The organism is Lacticaseibacillus zeae DSM 20178 = KCTC 3804 (assembly GCF_000260435.1).
GTDB classification, from domain to species: Bacteria; Bacillota; Bacilli; order Lactobacillales; family Lactobacillaceae; genus Lacticaseibacillus; species Lacticaseibacillus zeae.
Genome location: NZ_BACQ01000009.1, coordinates 42124 through 67539, shown reverse-complemented (window position 1 = coordinate 67539; position 25416 = coordinate 42124). Strand labels below are relative to the sequence as shown.

General features: G+C 50.4%; 18 protein-coding genes. 3 read left to right on the top strand and 15 right to left on the bottom strand.

Annotation, left to right across the window (positions count from 1 at the left end; genetic code table 11):
* Positions 1-48: 48 nt before the first annotated feature.
* The 6 genes from asnS to GSO_RS01625 all read right to left on the bottom strand — a co-directional run bounded on the left by asnS (position 49) and on the right by GSO_RS01625 (position 13350).
* A complete protein-coding gene (gene asnS, locus GSO_RS01650) occupies positions 49-1347 on the bottom strand; it encodes an asparagine--tRNA ligase (RefSeq protein WP_010488247.1) in 1299 nt (432 codons plus the stop codon).
* A gap of 30 nt (positions 1348-1377) precedes the next feature.
* Positions 1378-2553, bottom strand: coding sequence for a pyridoxal phosphate-dependent aminotransferase (locus GSO_RS01645; RefSeq protein WP_010488245.1), 1176 nt, complete (start codon positions 2551-2553; stop codon positions 1378-1380).
* A 52-nt stretch (positions 2554-2605) separates the two neighbouring features.
* Positions 2606-3097 carry a cell wall elongation regulator TseB-like domain-containing protein gene (locus tag GSO_RS01640; RefSeq protein WP_010488244.1) on the bottom strand — a complete coding sequence of 164 codons (492 nt, stop codon included), beginning with the start codon at positions 3095-3097 and terminating at the stop codon, positions 2606-2608.
* A gap of 182 nt (positions 3098-3279) precedes the next feature.
* A complete protein-coding gene (locus GSO_RS01635) occupies positions 3280-6060 on the bottom strand; it encodes a helicase C-terminal domain-containing protein (protein WP_010488243.1) in 2781 nt (926 codons plus the stop codon).
* Between the two features lie 43 nt (positions 6061-6103).
* Entirely contained in the window at positions 6104-9814 is a 3711-nt protein-coding gene (gene addA / locus GSO_RS01630; RefSeq protein WP_010488242.1) for a helicase-exonuclease AddAB subunit AddA, read from the bottom strand.
* Complete coding sequence (locus GSO_RS01625) at positions 9811-13350, bottom strand: PD-(D/E)XK nuclease family protein (protein WP_010488241.1); 3540 nt, start codon at positions 13348-13350, stop codon at positions 9811-9813. The genes addA and GSO_RS01625 overlap by 4 nt, the downstream gene beginning before the upstream one ends.
* Positions 13351-13473: 123 nt before the next feature.
* On the opposite strand from GSO_RS01625, the gene mvk reads away from it, so the two are divergent.
* From mvk to fni, 3 genes are read left to right on the top strand one after another with little or no spacing between them, the layout of a single operon-like run.
* Entirely contained in the window at positions 13474-14409 is a 936-nt protein-coding gene (gene mvk, locus GSO_RS01620) for a mevalonate kinase (RefSeq protein ID WP_010488240.1), read from the top strand.
* A gap of 7 nt (positions 14410-14416) precedes the next feature.
* Positions 14417-15421 carry a diphosphomevalonate decarboxylase gene (gene mvaD / locus GSO_RS01615; protein WP_010488239.1) on the top strand — a complete coding sequence of 335 codons (1005 nt, stop codon included), beginning with the start codon at positions 14417-14419 and terminating at the stop codon, positions 15419-15421.
* Positions 15387-16421 (top strand): type 2 isopentenyl-diphosphate Delta-isomerase, encoded by a 1035-nt coding sequence (gene fni / locus GSO_RS01610; RefSeq protein WP_010488233.1) that lies wholly within the window; start codon positions 15387-15389, stop codon positions 16419-16421. The genes mvaD and fni overlap by 35 nt, the downstream gene beginning before the upstream one ends.
* 88 nt (positions 16422-16509) lie before the next feature.
* On the opposite strand, the gene GSO_RS01605 is transcribed toward fni, so the two are convergent.
* The 9 genes from GSO_RS01605 to dnaG form a co-directional block, all read right to left on the bottom strand.
* Positions 16510-17841 (bottom strand): RsmF rRNA methyltransferase first C-terminal domain-containing protein, encoded by a 1332-nt coding sequence (locus GSO_RS01605; protein WP_010488231.1) that lies wholly within the window; start codon positions 17839-17841, stop codon positions 16510-16512.
* Positions 17828-18784, bottom strand: coding sequence for an ABC transporter permease (locus tag GSO_RS01600; RefSeq protein ID WP_010488229.1), 957 nt, complete (start codon positions 18782-18784; stop codon positions 17828-17830). The genes GSO_RS01605 and GSO_RS01600 overlap by 14 nt, the downstream gene beginning before the upstream one ends.
* Before the next feature lie 210 nt (positions 18785-18994).
* On the bottom strand, positions 18995-19738 hold the full coding sequence (locus GSO_RS01595; RefSeq protein ID WP_010488227.1) for a hypothetical protein: 744 nt from the start codon (positions 19736-19738) through the stop codon (positions 18995-18997).
* Positions 19739-19841: 103 nt separating this feature from the next.
* Positions 19842-20189 (bottom strand): metal-sulfur cluster assembly factor, encoded by a 348-nt coding sequence (locus GSO_RS01590; protein ID WP_010488225.1) that lies wholly within the window; start codon positions 20187-20189, stop codon positions 19842-19844.
* A gap of 35 nt (positions 20190-20224) precedes the next feature.
* On the bottom strand, positions 20225-20413 hold the full coding sequence (thmT, locus tag GSO_RS01585; protein ID WP_010488218.1) for a 2-hydroxymuconate tautomerase: 189 nt from the start codon (positions 20411-20413) through the stop codon (positions 20225-20227).
* Between the two features lie 175 nt (positions 20414-20588).
* A complete protein-coding gene (locus tag GSO_RS01580) occupies positions 20589-21383 on the bottom strand; it encodes a Nif3-like dinuclear metal center hexameric protein (protein WP_010488216.1) in 795 nt (264 codons plus the stop codon).
* Positions 21370-22080: a tRNA (adenine(22)-N(1))-methyltransferase gene (locus tag GSO_RS01575; protein ID WP_010488214.1), complete on the bottom strand. Its 711-nt coding sequence runs from the start codon at positions 22078-22080 to the stop codon at positions 21370-21372. The genes GSO_RS01580 and GSO_RS01575 overlap by 14 nt, the downstream gene beginning before the upstream one ends.
* Before the next feature lie 149 nt (positions 22081-22229).
* On the bottom strand, positions 22230-23480 hold the full coding sequence (rpoD, locus tag GSO_RS01570; RefSeq protein WP_010488212.1) for an RNA polymerase sigma factor RpoD: 1251 nt from the start codon (positions 23478-23480) through the stop codon (positions 22230-22232).
* Positions 23481-23493: 13 nt separating this feature from the next.
* Complete coding sequence (dnaG, locus tag GSO_RS01565; RefSeq protein WP_010488210.1) at positions 23494-25263, bottom strand: DNA primase; 1770 nt, start codon at positions 25261-25263, stop codon at positions 23494-23496.
* Positions 25264-25416: the final 153 nt, after the last annotated feature.

The following is a 25416-nucleotide window of genomic DNA, read 5'->3' as shown; positions in this document are numbered from 1 at the left end:
GACCCTCCAAAAAAAGCCGGCGCGTTGGCGTCCGACTTTTGCGTGCCATTACGGCTTTAAACGATTGATTATGCGTGGGAACGGGATGGCTTCGCGTAAGTGATCCAGCTTGCAGATCCAGGTAATTGCCCGCTCCAGACCCAAACCAAAGCCGGAATGCGGCACGGATCCATACTTGCGCAAGTCCAGATACCATTCATATTCATCCAAATCAAGTCCGGCTTTTTCGATGGAAGCCTTTAATGTATCATAATCGGTTTCACGTTCGGAACCGCCAATGATTTCGCCATAGCCTTCAGGTGCCAGCATATCAGCACAGACATATTGCTGCGGGTCATCCGGATCCGTCAACATATAAAACGGTTTGATGTTTTTCGGATAATTCAAAACAAACACCGGCTGATCGAATTGGTCAGACAGATAGGTTTCTTCAGGCGAGCCAAAGTCATCTCCATACTTCACATCCATTCCGGCATCCTGCAGCATTTCGATCGCTTTTTTATAGCTGATGCGAGGGTATGGGAGTTTGGTGTATTGTTTGAGGACTTCAGGATCGCGACCGAGCAAATGCAACGGGTAACTGCAGTTGTCCAACACCGCCTGAACTAAGTAAGCAACGTAACGTTCCTGAACCTTGAGGCTTTCTTCCTGATGACAAAAGGCCATTTCCGGTTCGATCATCCAAAATTCGGTCAAATGACGGCGAGTCTTACTTTTTTCCGCCCGGAACACCGGACCGCAAGTGAAGACTTTACCGTAAGCCATGGCTCCCGCTTCAGCATACAGCTGGCCCGACTGACTGAGATAAGCTTTCTTATCAAAATAATCGGTCTCGAATAATTCGGTTGTTCCTTCGGGTGCCGAATCAGTCAGAATTGGCGGATCCATTTTGATAAAGCCTTCGTTGTTGAAGAATTCAAAGGTTGCCCGGATCATTTCGTTACGAATTTGTTGAATGGCAAATTGGCGTTTGGACCGCAACCAAAGATGGCGGTGATCCAGTAAAAACTCAATCCCGTGTTCCTTAGGAGTGATCGGATAATCTTCAGAGTCGCCGACAAGTTCAATATCGCGAACTTCAATTTCGTAGCCAAAATGACTGCGGCTGTCTTGATGAATAACACCGGTGATCCACATACTGGATTCTTGGCGCAACTCCTTGGCGAGTTTAAACACTTCATCTGACACGTCAGCTTTAGAAACAACGCCTTGAAAATACGCTGAGCCATCGCGTAACTGAAGAAAGGCAATCTTGCCAGAGCTTCGTTTGTCAGTCAACCACGCGCCAATTTTTACTTCTTCGTTTACATGTTCCTTTGCATCAATGATGCGAATCTTTTCGGTCATGCCTTAACTCCCCACTTTAAAAATATAAAATTATTTCCGGACAAATTCCTGAATGCGCCGCGCTGCTTCGCGCAGGCTGTTAAGATCTTTACAATAACTGATGCGCGCATGATCCGGCATCCCAAAGGCGCGCCCCGGAACGATCGCAACCCCGGTTTCATTCAGCAGTGCGCTGATAAAATCATCAACGGTGCCATAATGGCTCAATTGTGCTGCCCGCTTAATATTCGGGAAAAGGTAAAAGGCCCCTTGTGGCTTTTCGCCCATATCAAATCCCGGAACTTCGGCCAACAAATCATAGAAAAGATTGAGTCGTTCTTCAAACGCCTGGCGCATCTTTTCGACAACGCTCTGATCACCTGTCAGCGCCGCTACTGCAGCATATTCGGAAACGGCTGCTGGATTAGAGGTGGTATGGCTGATGAAGGTCGCCATTGCTTGCATGAGCTTTTCCGGCCCGGCCGCATAGCCGATTCGCCAACCGGTCATGGCATAAGATTTGGAAACGCCTGAAATTAAAACCGTATTATCGGCAATGTCAGGATCAATACTGATCATGGATGTATAGGATGTGCCATTGTAAATCAGATCCCGATAAATATCATCAGTGACCACCAGAATGTGATGTTTTAAGGCCCAGTTGCCGATTAAGGTCAGTTCGGTGCGATTATAGACGACGCCGCTGGGGTTTTGCGGCGAATTGATGATCAACGCGCGCGTTTTATCCGTTCGTGCGGCTTCAAGATCATCAACGCTGACTTTATGGCCAACTGCTGGCATGACCAAGTGTGGGATGCCGCTGGCTAATTTAATCTGTTCCTCATAGGAAACCCAATACGGAACCGGAATCAACACCTCATCGCCTGGATTTAAATAAATCTGGAATAAGGCGTACAAAGCAAACTTTGCCCCAGTGGTCGCAACAATCTGACGCGCCGGATAGCGAACCCCATCCTGGGAAAAAATTCGATCGCTGATGGCTTGTTTTAATTCTGGAATACCGGTAGCTGCCGTGTAAAAACTGGCGTTGCCGGCTTGAATGGCAGTAACTGCCGCGTCATCGATGGCTTTGGGGGTCGGAAAATCCGGCTGACCGATCGATAAGTCAATCACATCGGCGCCTTTCGCCTTCAGTTCCTTAGTCTGATTACTTAATGCTAATGTCGCGGACGGTGCAACGTTGAGGATTCTTTTTGCTAAATGCACGAGGGCGCCTCCTACAGTGTCGACACCACTCAGGATGTCGAATCATGCTAATTTATAGATTTTTGATCGCGTTCAGCTGTTCGCCGCTGCGAAAACTGTACGTCACGTAATTCAGTTTACCAGACTTTGACAGATAGCCAATATCCCAAACGAATTCCGAGCCACGTTTACCTAAGGAAGCGTTTAAAATCTTCTTTGGATTGTTATCACTTGTCGCTTGTTGGATCGCCTGTTGCCGTGTGATACCGGATTTTTGGTTTAAAATGTCGACTTTGCCGGTTTTTTTCTGAATAACAACGTAGACGGACTTATTTTTTTGCGTTCGTCCGGCAACGCTTAGGTAGCTTTTATCGCGGTTATACCACCAAAAGCCGTTAATCGTTTTCAGGTCGGCCCGATTGGTGGCAATTCGTTCGGCTTGGCTGCGTAATTGCTGATAAGGCGAGATACTTTTGGCATAAATACCGATAACCGCGATGATGAGAATGATGAAGCCGCTGATCAAGGAAAATTTGAGCCAATCAAAACGTCGGTGACGCCGCATGGGTTGTTCCCTCCTTTGTTGGGTGTGGGTGAGTTGTAAGTATAAAATTAGCCGATGTTACCTAAACGCGCTCACCGGCGCAGGAGTCTGCGTGTAAGGACCTTGGTCGCAATGGCCTAAGCCCGGGCCATCACGCCCAAGGCCACTTACACTCCGACTCCTAAGCGCGCCGATTCGCGCTCTCACGCTCGTAGCCACATGCCAATATACGCTGGCATATCGTTTAGAGGCATGGTCATGGGTTTAATATTCGGTAAGGATTTTTGCATCTTTTTACCGTATTGCGTAGTGATGAAGCGCGGATCCAAGATGACGAAGGCGCCGCGGTCGGTTTCGGTACGGATGAGGCGGCCGAAGCTTTGACGTAAGCGAAGCGTTGCCCGTGGCAGTGCATCGTCGGTGAATGGATCGCCGCCGCTGGCTTTGATTTGGGCATAACGTGCTTTGGTGATGGGCGCTTCCGGTGCGTCGAACGGTAACCGGGTTAAGATGACCATTTCGAGTAAGCGATCAGGATAGTCGATGCCTTCAAAAAAACTCGCCGCGCCTAACAATAGACTCTGCTCGCCGACTGCAAAGCGCTTGGCAATCTTTTCCGCCGATCCGGTCACGCCTTGTGCCAACAGTTCTTTGTGATCAGCAATGGGGCGATGAACCAGTCGCTGATAAACCTCTTCAATCACGGTCAGAGAGTTGAACAGGACAATGGTTTGATGCTGATTATCGGCTAGCAGCTCAATTGCCTGAGCAAGGTAGTCCGCATAAGCTGGTGCTGACACCTCGCTGGCGTTTGGCGCATCTGTTGCAACCAACACCTTGGCTTGATCACGATAATGAAACGGACTGCGAAGTTTTAGGAAGCTTGTTTCCGGGAGCTCAGGATAGCCTAGTTGCCGGGTCAAAAAATCAAAGGATCGGGCAGCCGTCAACGTTGCGCCGACGAAAACCGGTGCCGTAAATTGCCGGAGTAACTGTTGCACCGCCGCGCCAACTTGAAAAACATCCCAACTTAAGCCTAAGCTTGCCACATCCTTCACCTGGCTCAAGGTAATTGAGCCAACGGCAGCCCGGCCGTTGATTAGCTCCGGCAATCTTCGAAGCATTTCCTGCAGCCGATTGCGTTGATCAGCCAAACTCATGCGCAATGCTGCCAGTGCCTGAAAACGTTGACCGTCACTTTTTAAAAAGAACCGTGGGCGTTGATTAAAATCCGCTGTCAGTTTATCTGCCGTCACTGTCAGCCGACCAATGACTTTGATTAATAGTTTAACCTTATCTGACTGGGTTTCACGTAGCCAGTCGACTGCGGCCGGATCCAGACTTAAACTGACAAAGCCGGACGTCGCCGTCGTTTTGCCGTGGAAAAAGTGCCGGTAGATGTCTTGCTGTAAAGTGGTGACGGTTGTTTGCGCCGTTTCCGTTAACTGATGTAGTTGTCGCAGAACCATTTGCATCGCCGGCTCGCTTTGATAGACCGCAACTAAGGAGTGAGATTCATCGGGATCGCTTAACTGCCATAGATGCCGCAACTGACGCCGCAAATGGCCTAACGCCATATGTTGGGCGAACGCTGCTGCGGTGTTATCCGCGAAATGCTGTGCTTCATCCACCACCAAAAATGGCTGTCCACCTGCAAGTTGCTCGACATGGCGCGCAAGAAAGGCATGATTCGTGACCACAATCACCGCTGCGTCCATGGCCGTTTGCAGACGCCGATAAAAATCCAACGTATAAAACGGATTGGTAAACGGCGTTCCGACATCGCCGGTATGCCGAATCTGCAAAAACAAGGGCGCACGATATGTCGTGAGATGTAACTCGTCCAAATCGCCTGTCGTCGTCTGGGTCAGCCAAACCAGCAATTTCATTTGCAGTAACTGGGTTTGCCGTGTCGGTGCTTCTTGATGCAAGCTGGCAGCAAATTTATTTAGATCCAGGTAATGCTGCGGGCTTTTGACTTCCACACTTGGCACCGTGCGCCCTAGCAAGTCGTTGAGCGCTGGAATGGCTTTCTGCATCAGCTGAGTTTGCAAAACCAATGTTGGCGTTGCAATCACCAGTTTGTGCTCGGGGGTTGCGGCGTAAGCATAAGGTAATAAATAGCCTAATGTCTTCCCTAACCCCGTCCCGGCTTCTACAAATAACGGTTGCTCAGGTTGATGCGTATGGGCAAAGATGGCATCCATCATTTTGGCCTGTGCCTTGCGAAACCGATAACGCGGTTGCAACAGATGCTTTTTGGCTAAGTCGGTTGCCGGATAAGCGCCTGCAAGTGCAAAGTCAGTTGCCGGTGTCACGGGCCGCCGCAGCACCAACGAACCGACCTGAACGTAAGCTTTTTTAAGCGGTTTCGGCGGTGTCGCAATCAGGTTGAGGTAATCGCCGGTTTCCCGAATAAATCCGCCGCGATGCTGAATTAGTGCCTGCTGGGTCGGAGTTGGCAGTTCCTGAAATCGTTTGGTTAATTGTAATAGCAGCTTGCCGGTACTGATCGCGTCACTGTCGGCTTGATGCGGATTATCGTGTTGAATGGACAGATACGCGGTTAAATCGCTCAGGCGAAAACTGCTGATTTCCGGTAGCAAAACCTGCGCCAGTTCAACAGTATCAATGGCTTCTAACTGCAATTTTGGCAGGCCCACCCGTTCAAATTCCGCATTCAAAAATGGATAATCGAAATTAACGTTGTGCGCAACAAAAACCGTGTTTGTCAGCAAGCGGTGTAAGACCGGTGCCACTTCGTCAAAATACGGTGCTGCGACTAACCAATCGGGATTAATCCCTGTCAGCCGTTGAATGGTCTGCGGCACCGAACGATCAGGATTAACCATTTGTGAAATTGTTTGAATGATTTTGCCATGGCGCAGTAAGGCACATCCGAACTGAATCATCCGGTCGCCATCTTTGACGCTGGTGCCGGTTGTTTCCAGATCGACCACGGCAAACGTGGTGTCAGCATTCATAAATTCTTATCCATTCCTGTCTAAACATACTACGTCTATCATACTATTTCCCGATTGGGTTCGCCACCAAATCAACAATCGTACCGGTCCGCAACAAAACCAGATAACGATGATTAACCGGGTTGGGTTGCAGCCGGGTCAATGCCTGTGCATAAAGATTCAGCTGACCGCGATAACGCGCGACTAATACATCGGGATTAGGTTCGTGATCCGTTTTATAATCAAAAAGTGTCACCCCATCGGTATCACTGACATAACCGTCAATGATCCCGTGAATCAGAACATCTTCGCCGGGGTCATCCTTCATGCCTTCGAATAACCGATCTGCCGGCAACAACATGGAAAATGGCACTTCTCGATGAACCTGCTGCGGTTTGGCTTGCAGCAGGCGACCCAAGTCAGTCGCAAAAAAGCGCACCAGTGCGGATAAATCAATGCGGGCGGCTACTTCCTTGGGGATAGCGCCCGTGGTTATCAGATGGCGCCGTAGTTCATCAAGACTTGTATGCGTCACCGGTTGTGTCAGGTCTATCAGTTGTAACAACAAATGGGTAGCCGTGCCGACAGCAGTCGCACTGGCGCCACCTGCCGATTGGCTCAGAAATGCCGGTGCGGCTAGATCTCCCAATGGCAGTTGTGGACCCAAAAACCGATCGGCACTCACCAATTCCATCGTATCCGGGTCATCAAAGGCCCGTTTGATTTCAGAAACACTTTGGAAGCCGGCAGTGGTGGTCGCGGCCTGAAATGGATACTGCTGCTTGAACCAGTTACTTAAGTCGAGTGACGGCGCTTCAGCCGGAGCCGATTTTGTAGTGGTGACCGCCGGTTTAACTTGCGGATTAACCTCGATTTCAATGGCAAATTCGGTTGAATCACCGATGAGCGCTGGCTTTACGGTAGTTTCGGCTAAACCTTTGACTTGGGGATGGCGAATCAATGCTGGGCCGATCCAATCCAGGTAATTCGTTGCCGCGCTGCGAACTTGGGGAGCCAGCACCAGTTCTTCGCCTTCTGCTTCTTTAGCCCACCTTGCCACTGTCTTGTCGGCAGATGTCAGTTGCTGGCCGCTCATCGTTGCGCCAACAACGTATAGACGTTGCTGCGCTCGGGTTAAGGCAACATACAGCAGACGCATTTCTTCAGCAAGCGTCTGATTCTGGCGGGCGGCTTTTGCGGCCTGATACTGCGGTAATTCGTATTCAACCCGGGTTTCCGGATCCAGCCATTTAACGCCGATGCCATTTTTAGTCAAAATGGCCGCGCCACGTTGATCGCGTCGATTAAAATGTTTATTGGTTTGCATCACAAAAACGACCGGGAATTCGAGGCCCTTACTTTTATGAATCGTCATTAATCTAACCGCGTCTTGATCCGGATCGACTTGGGCAGGTGTGGTGAGGTCCTGATCCTGTTTCTGCATGAGCGTGATGAAATGAATAAAGGCAAACAGGCCCTTAAATCCACCTGACTCATACGTCTGGGCCCGATCAATCAAGACTTGCAGATTGGCCTGACGTTGACTGCCACCGGGGGTTCCACCGACATAATCGAGAAAACCGGTTTCTTGATAAATCGCCCATAGCAAGGTCACAAGATCATTTTCCCGCGCAAGGTCGCGAAAATGCTTTAATTGCTGGAAAAATTGTGTGAGTGTTGCGTGCGTTTGCTTGGCTAGCGGCGTGGACGGTGTCGCAGCCAAAAAGGCAGTGACCGCATCATAGTAAGGAACCTGTTTGGCTGCTAAGCGAATGAGCGCTAGTTGATCCGCTGACAGTCCGACAATCGGCGAACGCAACACGGCAACTAATGGAATATCCTGTTTAGGGTTGTCAATAATCTTAAGCAACGCAAGCATGACCATCAATTCAGTGGTTTTAAAGAAATTCTTCGTATCTGCCACGAACAGCGGCACGCCGGCTGCAGCAAACTGTGTCTGGATCAGACTGTTTTGCGTGGTTTGGCGGGTTAACAAGGTGATGTCACGATAATGGATACGGCGGTAAGTTTGATTCGCCCGATCCCATAACTTCGCTTCCGGATCCTCGACCAACCGCTGAATTTCGGCAATGACCATTTGGGTTTGACCGGTCGCGACATCTAAAGGTTCATCATCGTCTTCACTTTCAGGCAAATCAGGTGCATCAGTACTCTCGTCATCCTCATCTGAGGTGGCCTTGCTGTATAACAGCATTTTGACCGCCGGATGGCATTCGCTGTAATCAACAGCCCCATACTTCAAAGCGGCGCGATCATCGTAGCTTAAGTCCCCTACCTCGGGATCCATGATCTGGCTGAAAATAAGATTGGTGAATGCCAGCACGTTCTTGGTTGAGCGGAAGTTCTCTGCCAAAATAATCCGTTCGGGAGCGGCAGGATCACTAGGTTGATCGGCGAAAGACTGATATTTGTGAATGAAGAGTTGCGGATCGGCTAATCGAAAGCCATAGATGCTTTGCTTGACGTCTCCCACCATAAATCTGTCGCCTGGGTTAGTCGTGCTGACAGCTGCTAGTAATGCCTCCTGCAGCGGGCTGATATCCTGATATTCGTCCACCATCACTTCATCGAAGCTAGCACGATAATTCTCGGCAATCGGCGCGCCGGTTTGGGGATCTTGCTGCTGCAGAATTCGTAATGCGTTGTGAGCGATGTCGCTATAATCCTGGACATGACGATCTGCTTTTTCAGCGGTTAAGGCCGCCAAAAACTGTAGCGCTACTTTTGTCAGCATTTGTATCATTGGCTGAACCGTTTGCAGCAGATCCTTGATTTGTTCACCTGTCAGCGCAAATTCCGGCGCGACTTGTTTTTGCCACGTGGTTTTGGCCGCGTCACGTAATTGTTTCGCCTCCTTTTTGGTCGCCTGATCGTTGTCATCCAGCCCCTTCCTAACGCCCGACCATTTTGCAAATTGATGATCAACCAAGACGTTGCGGACAGTGTCATAAGCCGGGGCAGCATTTTCCAATAAATGTTGCAGTGGCGCTAGATCAGCTTCGATTTGGCGATGCCAGATCGGATTGGGTAATTGATCGGCCAGCGCTGCTGCTTGGGTGAGATCCGTGGTCATTTGCAGTAATTTCTGTTTCATCCGCGGCCAGATTTGGGTGTTGAAGGTTTGCTCCCATGCCTCGGGTGCATACGGTTCGGCTAATTGCCGCAAATAGGCTTCAGGATCGGTCGTCGCCGCTGCTTGACGCATTAGCTCAAACATCAAATCCTGGAGGCCACTATCATCCCGGTCACCGCTAAAATTAGCCGTTAACTGTTCAAAAGCCGCGGCATCGTCACCAGCATAGAATTGCTCGCGTAAGTCATTCCACACGCGTTCCTGCAACATGTAACGTTCTGTTTCATCCGTGAGTAACCGAAAACCAGGATCGAGATCGATGACGTAATAATAAGTTTGGACAATCTGCAGGCTAAAAGCATCCAAAGTACTGATTTTGGCCGCATTCACCATCGCAATCTGATTGGCTAAATGGCGGCGGTCCTCTGCATTAAGTTCATGCCGTTTTTGCGTCAGGGTCTGCTTTAACGCCGATTGAATTTTGGTCCGCATTTCGGCGGTTGCTGCGCGGGTAAAAGTGACGATCAACATTCTGGTGATATCGGCATGCTGTTTGAGGATCTTTTGGATAATCCGTTCAACTAACACCGTTGTTTTGCCGCTGCCGGCAGAAGCAGAAACCAGCACATCATGGCCATGATGCTCAATCGCTGCTTGTTGAGACGAAGTAAATTTTGTCATGATTGCGGTGTCTCCTTTTTAGAATCTGGCGTCTGCTTAGGGTCCGTTGTGAGGCGGTTGATGACATCTTTCCGTTTTAATTTAGGAACATGGTGATAATGGTCAAAACCGGTTGCCGGATCAAAAAGCATGATGCTTTGGTAATCACTGCGGCTGACGACTTCTGAGGATTGACCGTATTGGAATGGCGTCAGGTCAATATTGCCGGAGAGAATCTGAGTGGCCGCATCGATGATCAGCGCTTGATTGTGTGCCAAGTAGGCGCGTAAATCATCCGGCGTTAAAATATTCGACTGGCTACGGTTGAAGCTGCCATCTTTTTTAAACCCTAACGGAGCAACCTCGCTGGCGCCGCCACTTTCCGGTGAAATCGTACGATCAACCGCGGTGAGTTCGTCACCATGATTGGCAACCAGAAAACCCAAATATTTGAATTTCTTGAGCCGCTCAATGACCGGTTCCAAAGTCGGCGTGTATTGAAGCGTTGGATCCTGAAGATGGAAATACAGTGCGCCGGCCGCTACAAACGGCGGGTCGACAGGAACGTTTGTCATGGCTTCAATGTACGTCAGCATTTGCAAGGCAATTCCGTAATAGGCATCACTGTCATTAAACCGATGCTGGGTACTCTTATAGTCAACAATGATAAAGCGGCGCGCATCCGGTTCGCGATAAACATCTAAGCGGTCGATTTTGCCGCGGACGTTGACGCGCCCACCATGCGGCAACGGCCAGGATAATCCCGGTAAGCCTTTGGTGTCCCCGATCCGGCCAAATTGCAATTCGGTGCGCATCGGACGAAAACCGCTGCGTTGTTGTTGCTGGCGCATGTTAACCAGTACTTGGATCAGTAGCTGGCTTAAACGTCTGGTCAGATAGAGCATGCGATGCGTACTGCCGAGAATTTCATAACCCGGCTGACTGGCAATGTCTTCAACAAGCGGCGGAACGGCGGCGCTGATAGCAGATGGGTCAACATCTGCCAATGTCATATGTTCTTCGCGTAGTTGGGTCAAATACCGATCCAGCACCGCATGGAACAGACTGCCCGTGTCGGCTGGTGAAAGTTCAAACTCCGGACGCGGTTGCAGGAGCAAGCCGTACTTGAGAAAATATTCAAAGTGGTTCAGATAGTAAGTTTCAAGCCGGGAAACCGAGACATTCATGTCCCGCCCGTAAAGTTGGATAGCTAAATCCGGATCAAGGTGTCCCGGATCATTCTGATAAGTGAGACTACCAGAGAGGCGGCGGGATAACGTTGCCAAAGCGGTTTGTTTTAACGCCGCCAAAACGTTTTGCCACGCTTTCCCCAACGGCAATTTTTGTTGTTGGGCATCACCGGCGGCCCGGACAAAGTCGCTCAACATTGCCCGCGGACTGCCTAAAACGGTTTCGACTGGCGTTGTCAGCGAAACCGGCGCCCAAGCGGTTGGCGTTAGGTGCAGTGCATTCCCCATTTGCTGAAAATAAGGTGAGGCCTGATTTTCGTTGTTTTCCTGGGCATTTTGAACCGGATAGCTCAACGTCAATTCGTCTGACGCTGCCATAAAACCAAGATAGTTGATAAACGGATCGCCTAAAGTCGTTGCCGGGCCCTGTTCAGGCAGGAAGCGATCATCCGGCAACTGGGCAGCCAACAATTGGCGCTCCTCACTGTTCAACACGCCATCATCGGTCGGAACATCCGGCATGGCCGTGTTGGTTGCGCCAATGACGAAAACGTGTTTTGCCTTCGCTAACCGCACCAAACCGGTTTCGGAAATGACAACCGCGTCAAGCGTCGCCGGAATCTGGGTATACGTGGCACTCGCAAACCCAGCCGCGAGCAATTCGTGAAACTGCTCCCGGTCAAATTTGGCACTGCCCAAAATGGTGACATAGTCGTCCAATAATGCAGTAAAAGTGGTCCACGCCTGCTCATGGGCACGGCTGCGGGTCAGATCACCTTCGTCACTGGCAGTTTGCCGCCAAGCGCGTAGTTGATCAACAACGCCATTTGCGTCCAACCAGCGATACAGGTCGCTTGCCGCCTCCGCTCCGGTTTTGGCGGTCTGCCATTGTTTTAGCAACGTTGGCACGGTTTGGGCGATCAACGTTTTAATGGCATTGATTTGCGCGGTTTTGACCGCTTCAGGATCCATCTGCGGGTCATCGGCGTCGGGATTACGTTGAAAATAACGCCATGCCGCTGCCTGCGTCCAGCGCTGCTTCCCGGCAATGCCCGTCCGTACCAGGTGGTTATCCGTTGTGTCCACCGCATCCCGAAATTCGGCCAGTGTCATCCCTTCCGGCAGCAATAGTTCTGTGTGCAGCAGACGCATGACATCCTGATACTGGTAATCGTGTTTTTGAATCGCAAATAGACTTTCCATCAAGACAACTAGCGGATGGTCCTTCATCGGCCGTTGCAAATCGGTAAACTGCGGGATCGAAAATTCGGCAAAAATTGCCGGAATGACGGTTGCATAGGGTTCCAATCGTCGTGCTAAAATCAGGAAATCACGATAGCGGGCACCATGCCGAACTGCGCGATAAATGTGCTGAGCCACATGCCGCAGTTCCTGATACGGATCGGTCGCGATGGCCAGATGAATTTGCTCAGCGGTTTCAGAAGTCGGAGCTGTTGATGGTTGCAAGTCAGTATTGGCCTCCCACCAATTTGCAACTTGTTGCATACCGCGACTGATTTGACGCGGTGCCGCAAAGCGATCCGGACGAATCGGAACTTGCAGCGTTTTCGCTTTTTGATAAAGCCGTTGGTAAAGTCGACCGGCGGGTAAAAATAAGTTCGGAGCAACTGGCGGATTAAGCGGATATGGCTTATTCAACACTAACCCGAGCGTTACCTCGGCGGCCGTTTCGAGCATGGTTTCGACTAACGCAGACTCAGAAGCAGAAAACACGTTAAAATGATTGAGATAGATAAACGTATGGCTTAGATCCTGCGTGCGCATGGCTTGCTGCAAGCCACTCAGTAAACTTGCAGTTGTGGCATAAGGGCCGATTTCTGCTTCATATTGGTCAAGGATGATCCCTAAGTCACGCAACTTCGCGCGATGCCGATTACCGGGAGCCAAGGCCGATACCGTATGCATCAAATCTTCGGCAGTAATTCGGCCGATCATCAACTCGCTTAATTGATCGGCAAGTTGCGTCACGAAACCGGTGTGTTGCGCTTCACCGGCATAAATGGTCAAGTCGTCTTGCCGATCAGCCAGAATTTTGGCCACCAACATGGTATTGCTTGCCTGATCAAGCCGTGGTTGTTGATAAAGTGGCGTGTTTTTCAAATAAAACCAGGCCAGACGCGAAAATGACAGTACTTGCACCCGACTCTGAGCGTACGCATTCGCCTCACCTTGTTGCAATTGGCGCAAGCGTTTGAGAAGATCGATTTCTGCTTCAAATTTAATATGGTTTGGCACTAAAAAGAAAATCTGATTTTGCGGATCCGCAGCGAGTTGCTCCTGGATCATGGTTGCCATAGTTTGCGCATGATCCCTCGTTGCGTCACCTAAAATAAACTGCAGCCCCATGCTGTGCCTCCTCAACGTTTCAATCAGTGGTGATGATGACTTATGCTTTAGTCTAGCATAACTAAGTAGTGTCCGATCGGGGTTTGCGCTATCATAAGTAAAGAATATTAATGAGGTGTTTATATGGAAATCGGGACGGGTAAAAGTTACGCAAAAATTATTCTTATCGGGGAGCACGCGGTCGTTTATGGGGAACCGGCTATTGCGCTTCCAGTCAAAAGTATCGGCTTGTCGGCGCGGGTGGCACCGCTGCCTGATGGTCGCCAAGAAGTTACGTCTGCTTTTTTTACCGGTGATTTGAATGCTGGCGAGCTGACCAACTTTGCCGGCATCGCCATGCTGATTCGCCGGTTGCTTGTGTTCTTCGATGCTACTGAGCAGGGCTTTCACCTTACCATTACCAGTGCTTTGCCATCCGAACGGGGAATGGGATCGTCAGCTGCAACTGCGGTGGCGGTCGTGCGGGCCTTTTACGATGCGTTTCAGACGTCGTTAACGCGCACGGCGTTGTTGAACTGGGCCGATATTTCCGAAAAAGCGCTACATGGCAATCCCAGTGGTTTGGACGCAGCAACGGCCAGTGCCGAAAAGCCGCAGTGGTTTGTTCGTGGCAAATCATTGCGGTCAATCATGATGCCGCGAAATGGTGTTTTGCTCATTGCCGATACCGGCATTGCGGGTCAAACCAAAGTCGCGGTCGATCTTGTCGCGCAGAAGCTTAAACAGGCACCTAAAGTTTATCGACCGCTTATTACGGACATCGGCACCGCGGTTCGCCAGGCAGCATTAGCTTTGGCGCAGGATGATATCATCACGTTAGGCCAACTTTTGAACCGCGATCAGGCTGATTTGGCCGCGCTTGGCGTCAGCAGTCCGGAGCTGGATCGATTGATTAATGTCGCCATCGATCATGGTGCATATGGGGCCAAATTAACCGGCTCCGGCATGGGCGGCTGCATGATTGCCCTGGCTGCTGAGGACCAGGCGCCGACGATTATTCAGGCGCTTAAAGCAGCTAATGCGGTCAAGGTCTGGGAATATCACTTTGAAACGAAATGAGGCACCTATGACAACTTACGCACGTGCGCATACGAATATTGCGCTCATTAAATACTGGGGTAAAGCTGACAAGAAGCTTATGCTGCCGGCAACGAGCAGCATTTCTCTGACGCTGAACGATTTTTACACAGATACAGCGGTAACGTTTGATCCGGTACTGACTCAGGATCGGTTTATCCTCAACGATCAACCACAATCACCAGTCGCTGTCAGCCGGTTTTTGAATCATGTTCGGAAGTTAGCCGACATTAAAGCCCGCGCTCGAGTGATCTCGCTGAACCACGTACCGACTGCGGCCGGTTTGGCCAGTTCCGCCTCGGCATTTGCTGCACTGGCATTGGCCGCCAGTCGTGCTGCTGGCCTAAACTTATCACCGACCGCCTTATCCCGTTTGGCTCGGCGCGGATCCGGCTCAGCAACCCGGTCGATTTTTGGTGGTGCCGTCATCTGGCATCGTGGCTTTGACGATGCCTCTTCATTTGCTGAGCCCCTGGCGATTCAACCGACTTTGCCGTTACGCATGTTGGTTGTCACCGTTTCGGATCAGAAAAAAGCGGTCAGTTCCCGCACCGGGATGGCCAATACCGCTGCCACCAGTCCTTATTATCAAGCGTGGGTGCAGACTAACGAAGCCTTGATAAGTCCCATGATCACGGCGTTGGCGGAAGACGATTTTGCTACCATCGGGGCGCTCACAGAATTGTCCAGTATGCGCATGCACGCTGCGATCATGGCTGAGGAACCGCCATTTACCTATTTTCTGCCAGAAACCTTACGCGCCTGGCAACTGGTGCAGGAACAGCGCCGGCTCGGTACTCCGGCCTTCGTCACCATGGATGCGGGACCTAATGTCAAAATTCTCACAACAGCACCCTATGTGGATGTGCTCATGACCGCATTACGGCCGGCTTTCGGTGATCGCATCCTCAGCACCCAAATTGGCCCAGACGCCCAAGTGATCACAAAGGAGCAGTTTGATGACACAGAGTCAGCAATCACATCGCAAGGATGAACATGTTTTCTTGGCGGAAAAATATTTCAAAGTCGATGCTAATGCCGGGTTTGATCAAATCCGGCTGCTTCATCGTGCACTCCCGGAAACGGCCTTAGCTGATGTTGATCTGACGCCGCCGTTACCTTTTGGGTGGCGCTGGCCGATTTATATTAACGCGATGACTGGCGGTTCGCCACAAACCGGCAAATTAAATGCCCAACTCGGTCAATTAGCCAATGCGTTGGGTGTCGCGATTGCCAGTGGATCACAGTCAGTCGCCTTGCATGACCCCGAGTTGAGTTCAACGTTCACGACATTACGGCAGCACAATCCTGATGGCTTTCTTCTCGCTAACATCGGTGCCGGTCATGATGTACACGCGGCCAAAAAGGCAGTGGCCATGTTGCACGCGAATGCGCTGGAGGTGCATTTGAACGCGGCGCAGGAAGTTATTATGCCTGAAGGTGATCGCGACTTTTTATGGCAGGACAACATTCAGGCGATTGCAGCGGGAGTCTCCGTTCCGGTGGTGGCAAAAGAAGTCGGTGATGGGTTTATTCGTGAAGACTTGCAGACTTTGCAACGGTTGGGCATTCGCTATGTCGATGTCGGTGGGCGCGGCGGTACCAATTTCGCGGTTATCGAAAATGCACGCCGGCCGCAGCAGGACTTTGGATATATGCGGGACTGGGGTCAGACGACGGCTGAATCCTTACTTGAGGCCCGTGGCTTGCCGCTGACAATTCTGGCGACTGGTGGCATTCGTTCGCCGCTAGATGTGGTTAAAGCGCAGCGACTAGGTGCTCACGCGGTCGGGATTAGCGGGCTGGTGTTGCATCACTTGATCCAAACCGGCTATGCCGCAACGCTCGCTTATTTTCAGGAGTTTCTACACCAAATCCGGCAACTCTATGCGCTGCTTGGCGTCACAAACTGGCAAGCCTTGCAAACTGCTCCTGCCCTTCTCGGCACCGAACTGGAGCATTATCGTCGCGCTCGCAATTTGCCGGCGATTTGACCTTTAACAACAGTGGGACCGACAAAAAAGATGATCCAGGAGTCAAAAATCAAACTCTTGGATCATCTTTTTTAATACCGTTTAATGGCTAAACGCGCAGCCCTTTTGGATAAAAGTTCTTGATGGTGCCATTGACCAATTTGCCGATCGCAAACGGTTTGTGTTCAAACGTGAGTAACACAAATCGCTTACCAGTGGCGGTTACCGATAAAGTTTCCCCATGGCGATAGCGGGCATAATCATCCTGATCAACCTCAATGACGGTCTGAAACGTATTTGGCGATAATGCGGTGGCTAAACTATGGCTGGGTTCGAAACGCTTTTTGCGAAAACTGCCAAGTTCCAACCCTGCCCGCACCACTTTTACCCGGTTAAACGGCAGCATGGTTGCTGGCAGCAACGACAAAAAGTCACCGTGGCGATAGAATTGACCGGTTAACGGCTGATTTAAGCTGGTTGCGAAAAAGTCATGAACTTCATCCACTGCCGGCTTCGCCAATGGTTTGACCGAAACCTTTGCAGGGGTGTGCACTGTTTTTTCACCAGCTAGGCGCAATTTAGCCACAAAATGGCCTTCACCGCGCAGCCGATGGGGAAATAAGCGCACCGTTTTGGCTAACTCTGGGTTGCCATCGGCCCATTCCGGTCGCCCGGCTTCCATTCCCAGATAGGTTTTGATGGGCTCAACCGTCACGTCATAGTTTGCCAGTAACCATGCGATGATTTGCTCATCTTCTTCAGGGCTGAAGGTACATGTCGAATAAATCAGTTCGCCGCCGGGTTGCAGCATTTTAACGGCCGCGTGCAGAATCTGCTTCTGTCTGGCAGCGCATTCGGCCGGATAATCGCGATGCCAATATTGAATCGCATCCGAATCCTTGCGAAACATGCCTTCGCCCGAACACGGTGAATCAACCAAAATCCGGTCAAACGTTTGCGGCCAGGCCTTCGCCAACGTGTCGGGATCATTGTTGGTCACCAGAATGTTTTGGCTGCCCCAGCGCTCGAGATTGCCGGATAGCACCTTGGATCGGGCCGGGTTGATTTCATTGCTGACGAGCAAGCCGGTATCGCCCAGATAACTGGCCAATTGCGTCGACTTACCGCCAGGAGCAGCGCAAAGATCAAGCACCCGTTCACCAGTCTGCGGCGCTGCGACCGTGCCCACAAACTGAGCGCTGGGTTCCTGGCTATAAACGAGACCGGCAACGTGATCAATGTCATTGCCGGCAATTTTGCCATAATATCCCCAAGGACTCCAAGGGACAGGATCATCCGTTGCTTCATCTAGCGGCCAGGGTTTGGCAGGATCGCGCCGGAAGCCACTCACTGGTTCTGCATCAAAACTGGCTAAAAAAGCTGCCGCGTCCGCACCTAATAGCCGCGTATATTTTTCTTTAAAAGCTTCAGGTAGTTGCACTTGTTCGATCCTTTCTGCGAATTAAGTAACGCAGGAAAATAATAGTGGCGATCGTTAAGATAACCAGGAAACTCCAGATATTGGTCCGGGTGGTGAAGTAGAACCACCAATTGGCAAACAAGCCGCCGAGAAACAGACTGATACCGACATGACTGGCACAGCTGGACAAAACCCCGCGTAAATATCTGGCGCGCATGTTGATTTCCAAGCCGGACGTTTGTAACGGCCCGATCAATGTGACCATCAGCAGACTTAAAATTCCCGCTCCCATTAGCAGCAAGACACAGAACAAAGCGGTTTGTCCGTAAGCGCGCCACCAGGTAGCCGCGTCGCTGTCGCTAAAATGAACTCGATGGACACGGCTTGCCCGTAAAATAGTCTTCAATGTCTTACTATGTTGATTGGCGCCATCGACATAAATTTTAACCTGCTTCAAGGTCAGACCTTCATTGGCCATACTTGGCGAGGTATTCAGGAAAACTGCCTTGTTAAGGGGGCTGCCCTTGCGCGTACCGACTGTCCCCATGACCGGAATGTACTGGCCGTTAACACTCAGATAACGTTGATTATTACTGCCGGTATAAAGCTTATCTGCTAAATCATGGCCGACCACCGCCACGGGCAGACTTGAGGCAAAATCCCCCGTTGAAAACCATTGCCCGGTTTCCACTGGAAGACTCGCGACCGACCCACGCTGATACACATAAACCAGCTGTTTCGTCACAAACTGTACCTGGTAACCGGAAAAATCCGTTTTCTCAAGCTCAGCCACCGCCTTCGTCACACTTCGCGAACTGCTCGTGACATATTCCTGCGCCATTTCAGACATACCAAGATGATCCAGCTGGCTGGCATATTCATTTTGATCATGTTGCGACCAAACCAACCCAGCCAAAATCGCCAAGCCGATCCATAGAAAATCAATCAAAAATAATTTTTTCACGAGATCCTCCTGTGAGGTGAGCTGAGCGTGAGCCGGCGCGTTTAGAAACCGGAGTGTAAGTGGCCTCAGGCGTGATGGCCCGGTCTTGGCCATTGCGACTGAGGTCCTTACAAGCAGGCTTCTGCGCCGGCGAACGCGTTATGGCGACAGCAAACTTGCTTTCAAGCTAACAATACACTAACAAAAAAGTCCCTAGCCCACCAGCCAGCATTACTGCAACCGATAAACCCGCTCATGAATCGCATCGAAATGACCCAAGGCCCGATTCAACGCAAACAAACGGTGATCAGGCACCTGCTGAGCTTCCTGCCAAAATAGCCGGCTGTTAGTGGCCCCTTTGCGTTCGCCGATAACAAATAATTGTTTATCGGGAAACGACCGCGCCATGATATGTAAAAAGCGCACATCGTTCGGATCCTTATCCGGGCTCCACGCCATGACCACCGCATCAACCTGATCGGCATATAGGAACAAGGAAGCATTAGCGGTGGCGGTTTTAACTGGGACTAAGGGTTGCTGGCCGGTCACGTTTTCTTTGACCCAAGTGTGCGCGTCCGTGGTAATCGTGGCATCGCCTTGTGCCCGCAACCCAGCGCTAACGTAACCATTACCGGCTGCGACTTCCAAATACCGCTGGGAACCATATAAACGGTGCCAGACGCTAAAGAAGTCAGTGTGGACAAAGGACCACATCCCGTAATGAAACGCAATGTATCGCCGGAAATTATGCAACAAATGATCCAGTTGTTGCAACTCAGCCAACCGCGCGTCAGGTAAAGCTAAAGCATGTTCGATTTGCGGCGTCGTCAATCCTAACCAAGGCAAGGCATGTTGCGGCAGGCGATGATTCGCTACTGCCGTCTGCCACGAATCCATTGCCGTAATTTGTTGTTTAAGTGGCAAAATGGGCGTGTACTTGCGCGCTAACTCATTCAGCCGGGTCCAATAAGCCATGTCAACCTCGATATTTAATGAATACTAGTAAAAAACATGCAGGAAAACACTCAAAAGCCGCCATAAACGGCGGCTTTTACGGTTAATTTTGACAACCAACCTGTTAATGGATACCCAGTGCCATTTTGGCGTAGCGACTGAGCCGTTCCGGGCCCCATGCCGGGTACCAAACCAGATGGATTTCGACGCTCTCGATCCCATCAATCGCAGTCAAGGCCCGCTTAATATCAGCATCCAGCATATCCGTCAATGGGCAGCCCATCGTGGTTAGCGTCATTTCAACGGTACACTTGCCATCTTCATCCAGATCAACCCCGTAAATGAGCCCAAGATTAATCAAATCGATTCCCAGTTCAGGATCGATCACTGTCTCCAGCGCATCAAGAATCTGTTGCTTCATTTTGTCAAAATATGCCTGATCCTGGGTGGCGGCTTGGTCATGATCTGCCATCAGCGGTCCCTTCTTTCCAAAAAGCTTGCAGAACCTTACGCCTTATCGGCCGCCAAAACTCCCGCAACGGCGTAATGTTCTTTGGCCATTTCATTTAAAACAATATGCACATGTTCAGCCGGGGCGCCGGTATTCTTAACAATTGCGGCAGTCACATCTTTAACAAGCGCCTTCAATTGCTCCGGCGAGCGGCCTTCAATTAAATCAATATGGACTAATGGCATGATATTTCGCTCCTTCAATCATCATTTGGTGAAAGTTAATTTGTTTCATTTTAGCATGCAAAGGCGTTTTGCGCACGTTTTCGCGAAACCTAACATATGCTGCTCTCTCGGCGTTAGTTGGCAATTTGACAAACACAGCGATTGATCTCTGAATTTTTGGCTTATCTGACGGTGACTACATAAACGTAAACGGATCCGTGGATAACTTGGACGGAATGGCTTTGACGTCCCATCCTTCTACCGCTGCCCATTCGTTGATCAAGGCGGCTACTTTGCCTTTCATGATGGCTTCGATGTGATGGCCTGGGTCGATGACTGGCAGGTCTGCTGCCAACATGTTGTGGCCCGTGTGATAGTACACATCACCGGTAATGAAAACATCCGCGCCAGCTTCCTTGGCATCGTTGAAGGCATCGCCGCCATCGCCACCAAGAATGGCAACCCGCTGAACCTGGCGATCCAAGTCGCGTGCGATCACGCGAAGTCCCTTAACGTTGTATGCGGCCTTGACCTGTTCAACGAACGCTTCAAGTCGGACTGGTTCCGGTAAAAGACCGATCCGCCCCATATTAGCGCCTTCACCTTCGTTAATAAACGGCACGACCTGGCCTAAACCGAGTGCTTCAGCCAGCCAGTCATTCATGCCTTCCTGAACCCGATCCAAATTCGTGTGAGCGCTATAAACCAGCAAATCGTCCTTCAGAATCTGGGCATACATAGCGTTTTGCGGTACCCGCAGGTCGAGGTTGTGAACTGGCCGAAACATGGCCGGATGGTGCGAAAAGATCATGTCGGCATGCACCGCTTCGGCTTCCTCAACCACTTCCGGACGAACATCAAGGGTCACCAAAACCGTTTTAACTGTTTGTTCCGGATTGCCTAATTGCAGTCCGCTGGGATCCCGTTCCCATGAAAGGCTTAAAGGTGCATAATCTTCGAATCGATTGATAATCTGCTTACCGCTTGTCATGTGCGTTTAACTCCTCCTTAATGAGCGCCAGGATATGCTCCTGTTCGCGAATCTTAGCCAGTGGCACCATTCGCGCGTCTGCCAATCCCTCAAGAACGGCTTCGGTTTTTTCGGCCTCCCGATGCATTTTTTTCATAAACACCGGATTTTTCTGGCGGCGTAAAATGGGGCCGAAGCGCAGATCTGCTTCTGAATACGGAACATCTGGTTTGGTTTTACCAGCTGCCATCATCTCGTAAATATGGCCTTCATCTTCGACAATCTGTTCGCTGATAATACCGTATCCATGCTTGTCTAGCCAGCGGCGGACATCATATTGGTGGCGATTCGGTGCCAACACCAGTGTTTCGGTGCCGTCCATTCGCGTACTGCCCGCGTCTAGAATATTGGTAATTAATTGCCCGCCCATGCCAGCAATGACAATGGTTGAAATGGCATCAACCGGCTTGATTCCGGCTAACCCGTCTGCCTGGCGCACGTCGATTTGCTCGGTTAACCCCGCAGCAGCTACGTTTTGTTTGGCAATTGCTACCGGGCCAGCGCCAATATCACTGGCGACGGCAAATTGAATGACGCCGCGCTGGACAAGCTTAATTGGTAAAAAAGCATGGTCGGTACCGATATCCGCAACTCGTTCACCGGGTTCGATAAACGTACTGATCGTTTGCAGGCGCTTTGATAAATGTATATGATCCATTAACTTTACGATCCCCTCATCTAATTGACAGTTTTCATTATAACAAACTAATGCGAAGATGCTGGTATTCGGCCTAAAATCGATTGGTTTGAACGCAAAAAGCCGCTATCTCTCAACCGAGAGACGGCGGCTTTGCAGACTTGATTTAATTATTCAAGAAAGTCTTTAAGTTGTTTGGAACGACTTGGATGGCGTAGTTTCCGTAGCGCCTTTGCTTCAATTTGCCGAATCCGTTCGCGGGTCACACCGAAGACTTTGCCGACTTCTTCCAGTGTCCGAGTACGGCCATCGTCAAGACCGAAGCGTAACCGCAAAACATTTTCTTCGCGGTCGGTTAAAGTATCGAGAACACTTTCCAGCTGTTCCTTGAGCAGTTCATAGGAGGCGTGGTCTTCCGGACTGGTGGCGTCCTGATCTTCAATGAAATCACCTAGATGCGAATCGTCCTCTTCACCAATTGGCGTTTCAAGCGATACGGGTTCTTGGGCAATTTTAAGAATTTCGCGGACTTTTTCAGTTGGCATATCCATTTCGGCACCGATTTCTTCAGGCGTTGGTTCGCGACCAAGGTCCTGAAGCAATTGCCGCTGAATCCGGATCAGCTTGTTAATGGTTTCAACCATATGCACGGGAATCCGAATGGTGCGGGCTTGGTCGGCAATCGCACGGGTGATCGCCTGACGAATCCACCAGGTCGCGTACGTGGAGAACTTGAAGCCTTTGCGGTAATCAAATTTTTCTACCGCCTTCATCAGGCCCATGTTACCTTCCTGAATCAGATCCAGGAACTGCATGCCCCGGCCGACGTACCGCTTGGCAATTGAAACAACCAACCGTAAATTGGCTTCAGCCAAGCGCTGTTTAGCTTCCTGATCGCCTTGTTCGATTTTCAGTGCCAGCGCAACTTCTTCATCCGCCGTCAGCAAGGAAACCCGGCCGATTTCCTTCAGATACATCCGCACAGGGTCATTAATCTTAACCCCTGAAGGTGCGGACATGTCGCTCATTTCCTTCTTGGAAACCTTCTTTTGCTTCTTCAGGCTGATGGTTGCCGGTTCGCCGTTTTCATCGACGATCGCAATGCCGTTGTCTTCGATTTTCTGCATCAAATCATCAATTGCATTGCTCTTAAGCTCGAACGGCTTAATCAATTTAGCGGTCAGGTCATCTTCGGTAATCTGCTTTTTCTTCTTGTAATCTTTGATCACAGCCTTAACAGCACTATCATATGCCTTCGTAGTTGTGTGGGTCTTGCTAGCGGTAGTCTTCTTGGCCGTTGTTTTCTTGGTTGCGGTCTTTTTGGCCGTCGCCTTCACATCGGTTGCCGCCTTCTTGGCAGATGCAGCCGTTGTCTTCTTTGTGGTCTTGCTTACTTCAGTTGCTGTTTTTTTCTCAGCCATTAAAGTTCCTCCCCTAGCCTTGTTGTTGCTTCAAAAGTTTCATGAGATTCACATATTGCACCGTTAACTCGCCTTGTTTCTGCTTGTCTCCCAAACGTTGTGCTTCAACAATCGCCTGTTTGATTGCCTGCAGCCGAGTCACCGTCGAGGCAGACGTGATCGTCTGAATTAACTCATCAATGGTTGCCTCAGTGGCTTCAGGCAATGACTGCATGGCAACATCCGCCGCCACACCGCTGAGTTCGGGATCAACCCGATCCAGAAATCCCGCCAAATCACCGTCTGGCTGTTCATGCAAAAAGTTCAGCCATCCGGTAAAAAGTGTCTGGAAATAATCGGTTGGAAATACGAATGTTGCATTTTTTAACCGCTGCATCACCAAATCATCATGCCACACATAATATAATAACTGCCGTTGCGCCGCCGTGTACCGATCAAGCGGGCGCGCCGGTTGTTCCGTGACAGCGGGACGCGCAACGGGTGGTTGTGATTGCTGCGGTTTAGGCAAACTTTGATTCAACGCTGCGATCGGTACATCGGTTGTTTCGGCTAGCTGTTTAACATAGACTGCTCGCGCAACCGGATCACTGATTTTACCGATGATTTTAAGTGCAGCATTCAGGTAAGTCAGTTTGGCCTGATCATTATGCATATCCACGCCGCGGGCTAAGAATTGTAACATAAAGGCGGTTGGCGTCAAGACCGATTTGACTTGCGCCTGAAAAGCTTCAGCACCGCGGGCTCGAATATATTCATCAGGATCCATGCCATCCGACAAAACCACCACATCGGTTTGCAGCCGCGGATGATCGGCTAACATCGTCACTGCGCGTTCAATGGCTCTTTGGCCGGGTTCATCACCATCGTAACAAACTGTCAACCGTTTGCTCAAATGGCTGATGATGTCGACTTGCTCGGTTGTCAGGCTGGTACCCATTGACGCAATGCCGTTTTTAACGCCGGCCTGATAAGCAGCGATGACATCCATATACCCTTCAAAAAGAATCGGTCCCCCGTCGCGCCCAATCTCGGCTTTTGCGCGGTGCAGGTTAAACAGGACATCACGTTTGTTAAACAACTTTGTCTCCGGACTATTCAGGTACTTGGCCTGCGACTTATCATTTTGCAGGATCCGCCCGGAAAAACCGACCACTTTACCATTGCCGTCTGTCAACGGAAACATCACGCGGTCATTAAAGCGATCAAACAGTTTGCCTGCCTGATCTTCGACAAATAAACCACTTGCGCGTTGATCCTGATAATCGATTTTACGGTTATTCAGGAAAGCCACCAACAGATTGCGTTCTTCCGGCGCATAACCCAGCTGGAATTCTTCAATCGTTTCATCGGTCAACCCACGCTTATGCAAATAAGCCAGTGCTGCTTCGCCTTTTTCGGTGTTCACGAGAATGTGATGAAATAAATCGGCAGTGTCTTGCAGGATGTGTTGCTGCTTGGCAATCTCCGGATCAACCGGTGCTGCGTGACCGATTTGCACATTAAGCGGAATACCGGCAAAATCGGCCACTTTCTTAACGGCTTCGGGAAACGTGACATTGTCATAATCCATCACGAACTTAAAGACATTGCCACCCCGCCCACACGAAAAGCAATGGAAAATCTGTTTTGACTCATTGACGGAAAATGATGGCGTATGCTCTTCATGAAAAGGACAGAGGCCAAAAAGGTTTTGGCCGGTTTTACGCAACTGGACAAATTGTCCGATATAGTCAGCAATGTTAACTGCCTTCAGGACTTGATCGACAGTGGCCTCTGGAATCATTCCGGCGATATCAGCTCACTCCCTTTCCATGACAGGCGCAACAGCGATGGCGCTTCCGCTTGACTGTTGCGCGACTTGAACCGATTGAAATAGCGGTAAAAAGTCGCACTTCTCATGTGAAATGCGACTTTTCAATAGTCTATCGGCATAATA

Excerpts from the sequence above, each read along its gene's own strand:
- dnaG (WP_010488210.1), bottom strand. The coding sequence starts at position 25,263 with ATGATTCCAGAGGCCACTGTCGATCAAGTCCTGAAGGCAGTTAACATT.
- GSO_RS01590 (WP_010488225.1), bottom strand. The coding sequence starts at position 20,189 with ATGGCAGATCATGACCAAGCCGCCACCCAGGATCAGGCATATTTTGAC.
- mvk (WP_010488240.1), top strand. The coding sequence starts at position 13,474 with ATGGAAATCGGGACGGGTAAAAGTTACGCAAAAATTATTCTTATCGGG.
- GSO_RS01635 (WP_010488243.1), bottom strand. The coding sequence starts at position 6,060 with ATGAATGCTGACACCACGTTTGCCGTGGTCGATCTGGAAACAACCGGC.
- GSO_RS01575 (WP_010488214.1), bottom strand. The coding sequence starts at position 22,080 with ATGGATCATATACATTTATCAAAGCGCCTGCAAACGATCAGTACGTTT.
- addA (WP_010488242.1), bottom strand. The coding sequence starts at position 9,814 with ATGACAAAATTTACTTCGTCTCAACAAGCAGCGATTGAGCATCATGGC.
- GSO_RS01640 (WP_010488244.1), bottom strand. The coding sequence starts at position 3,097 with ATGCGGCGTCACCGACGTTTTGATTGGCTCAAATTTTCCTTGATCAGC.
- thmT (WP_010488218.1), bottom strand. The coding sequence starts at position 20,413 with ATGCCATTAGTCCATATTGATTTAATTGAAGGCCGCTCGCCGGAGCAA.
- asnS (WP_010488247.1), bottom strand. The coding sequence starts at position 1,347 with ATGACCGAAAAGATTCGCATCATTGATGCAAAGGAACATGTAAACGAA.
- GSO_RS01595 (WP_010488227.1), bottom strand. The coding sequence starts at position 19,738 with ATGGCTTATTGGACCCGGCTGAATGAGTTAGCGCGCAAGTACACGCCC.
- rpoD (WP_010488212.1), bottom strand. The coding sequence starts at position 23,480 with ATGGCTGAGAAAAAAACAGCAACTGAAGTAAGCAAGACCACAAAGAAG.
- fni (WP_010488233.1), top strand. The coding sequence starts at position 15,387 with ATGACACAGAGTCAGCAATCACATCGCAAGGATGAACATGTTTTCTTG.
- GSO_RS01580 (WP_010488216.1), bottom strand. The coding sequence starts at position 21,383 with ATGACAAGCGGTAAGCAGATTATCAATCGATTCGAAGATTATGCACCT.
- GSO_RS01625 (WP_010488241.1), bottom strand. The coding sequence starts at position 13,350 with ATGGGGCTGCAGTTTATTTTAGGTGACGCAACGAGGGATCATGCGCAA.
- mvaD (WP_010488239.1), top strand. The coding sequence starts at position 14,417 with ATGACAACTTACGCACGTGCGCATACGAATATTGCGCTCATTAAATAC.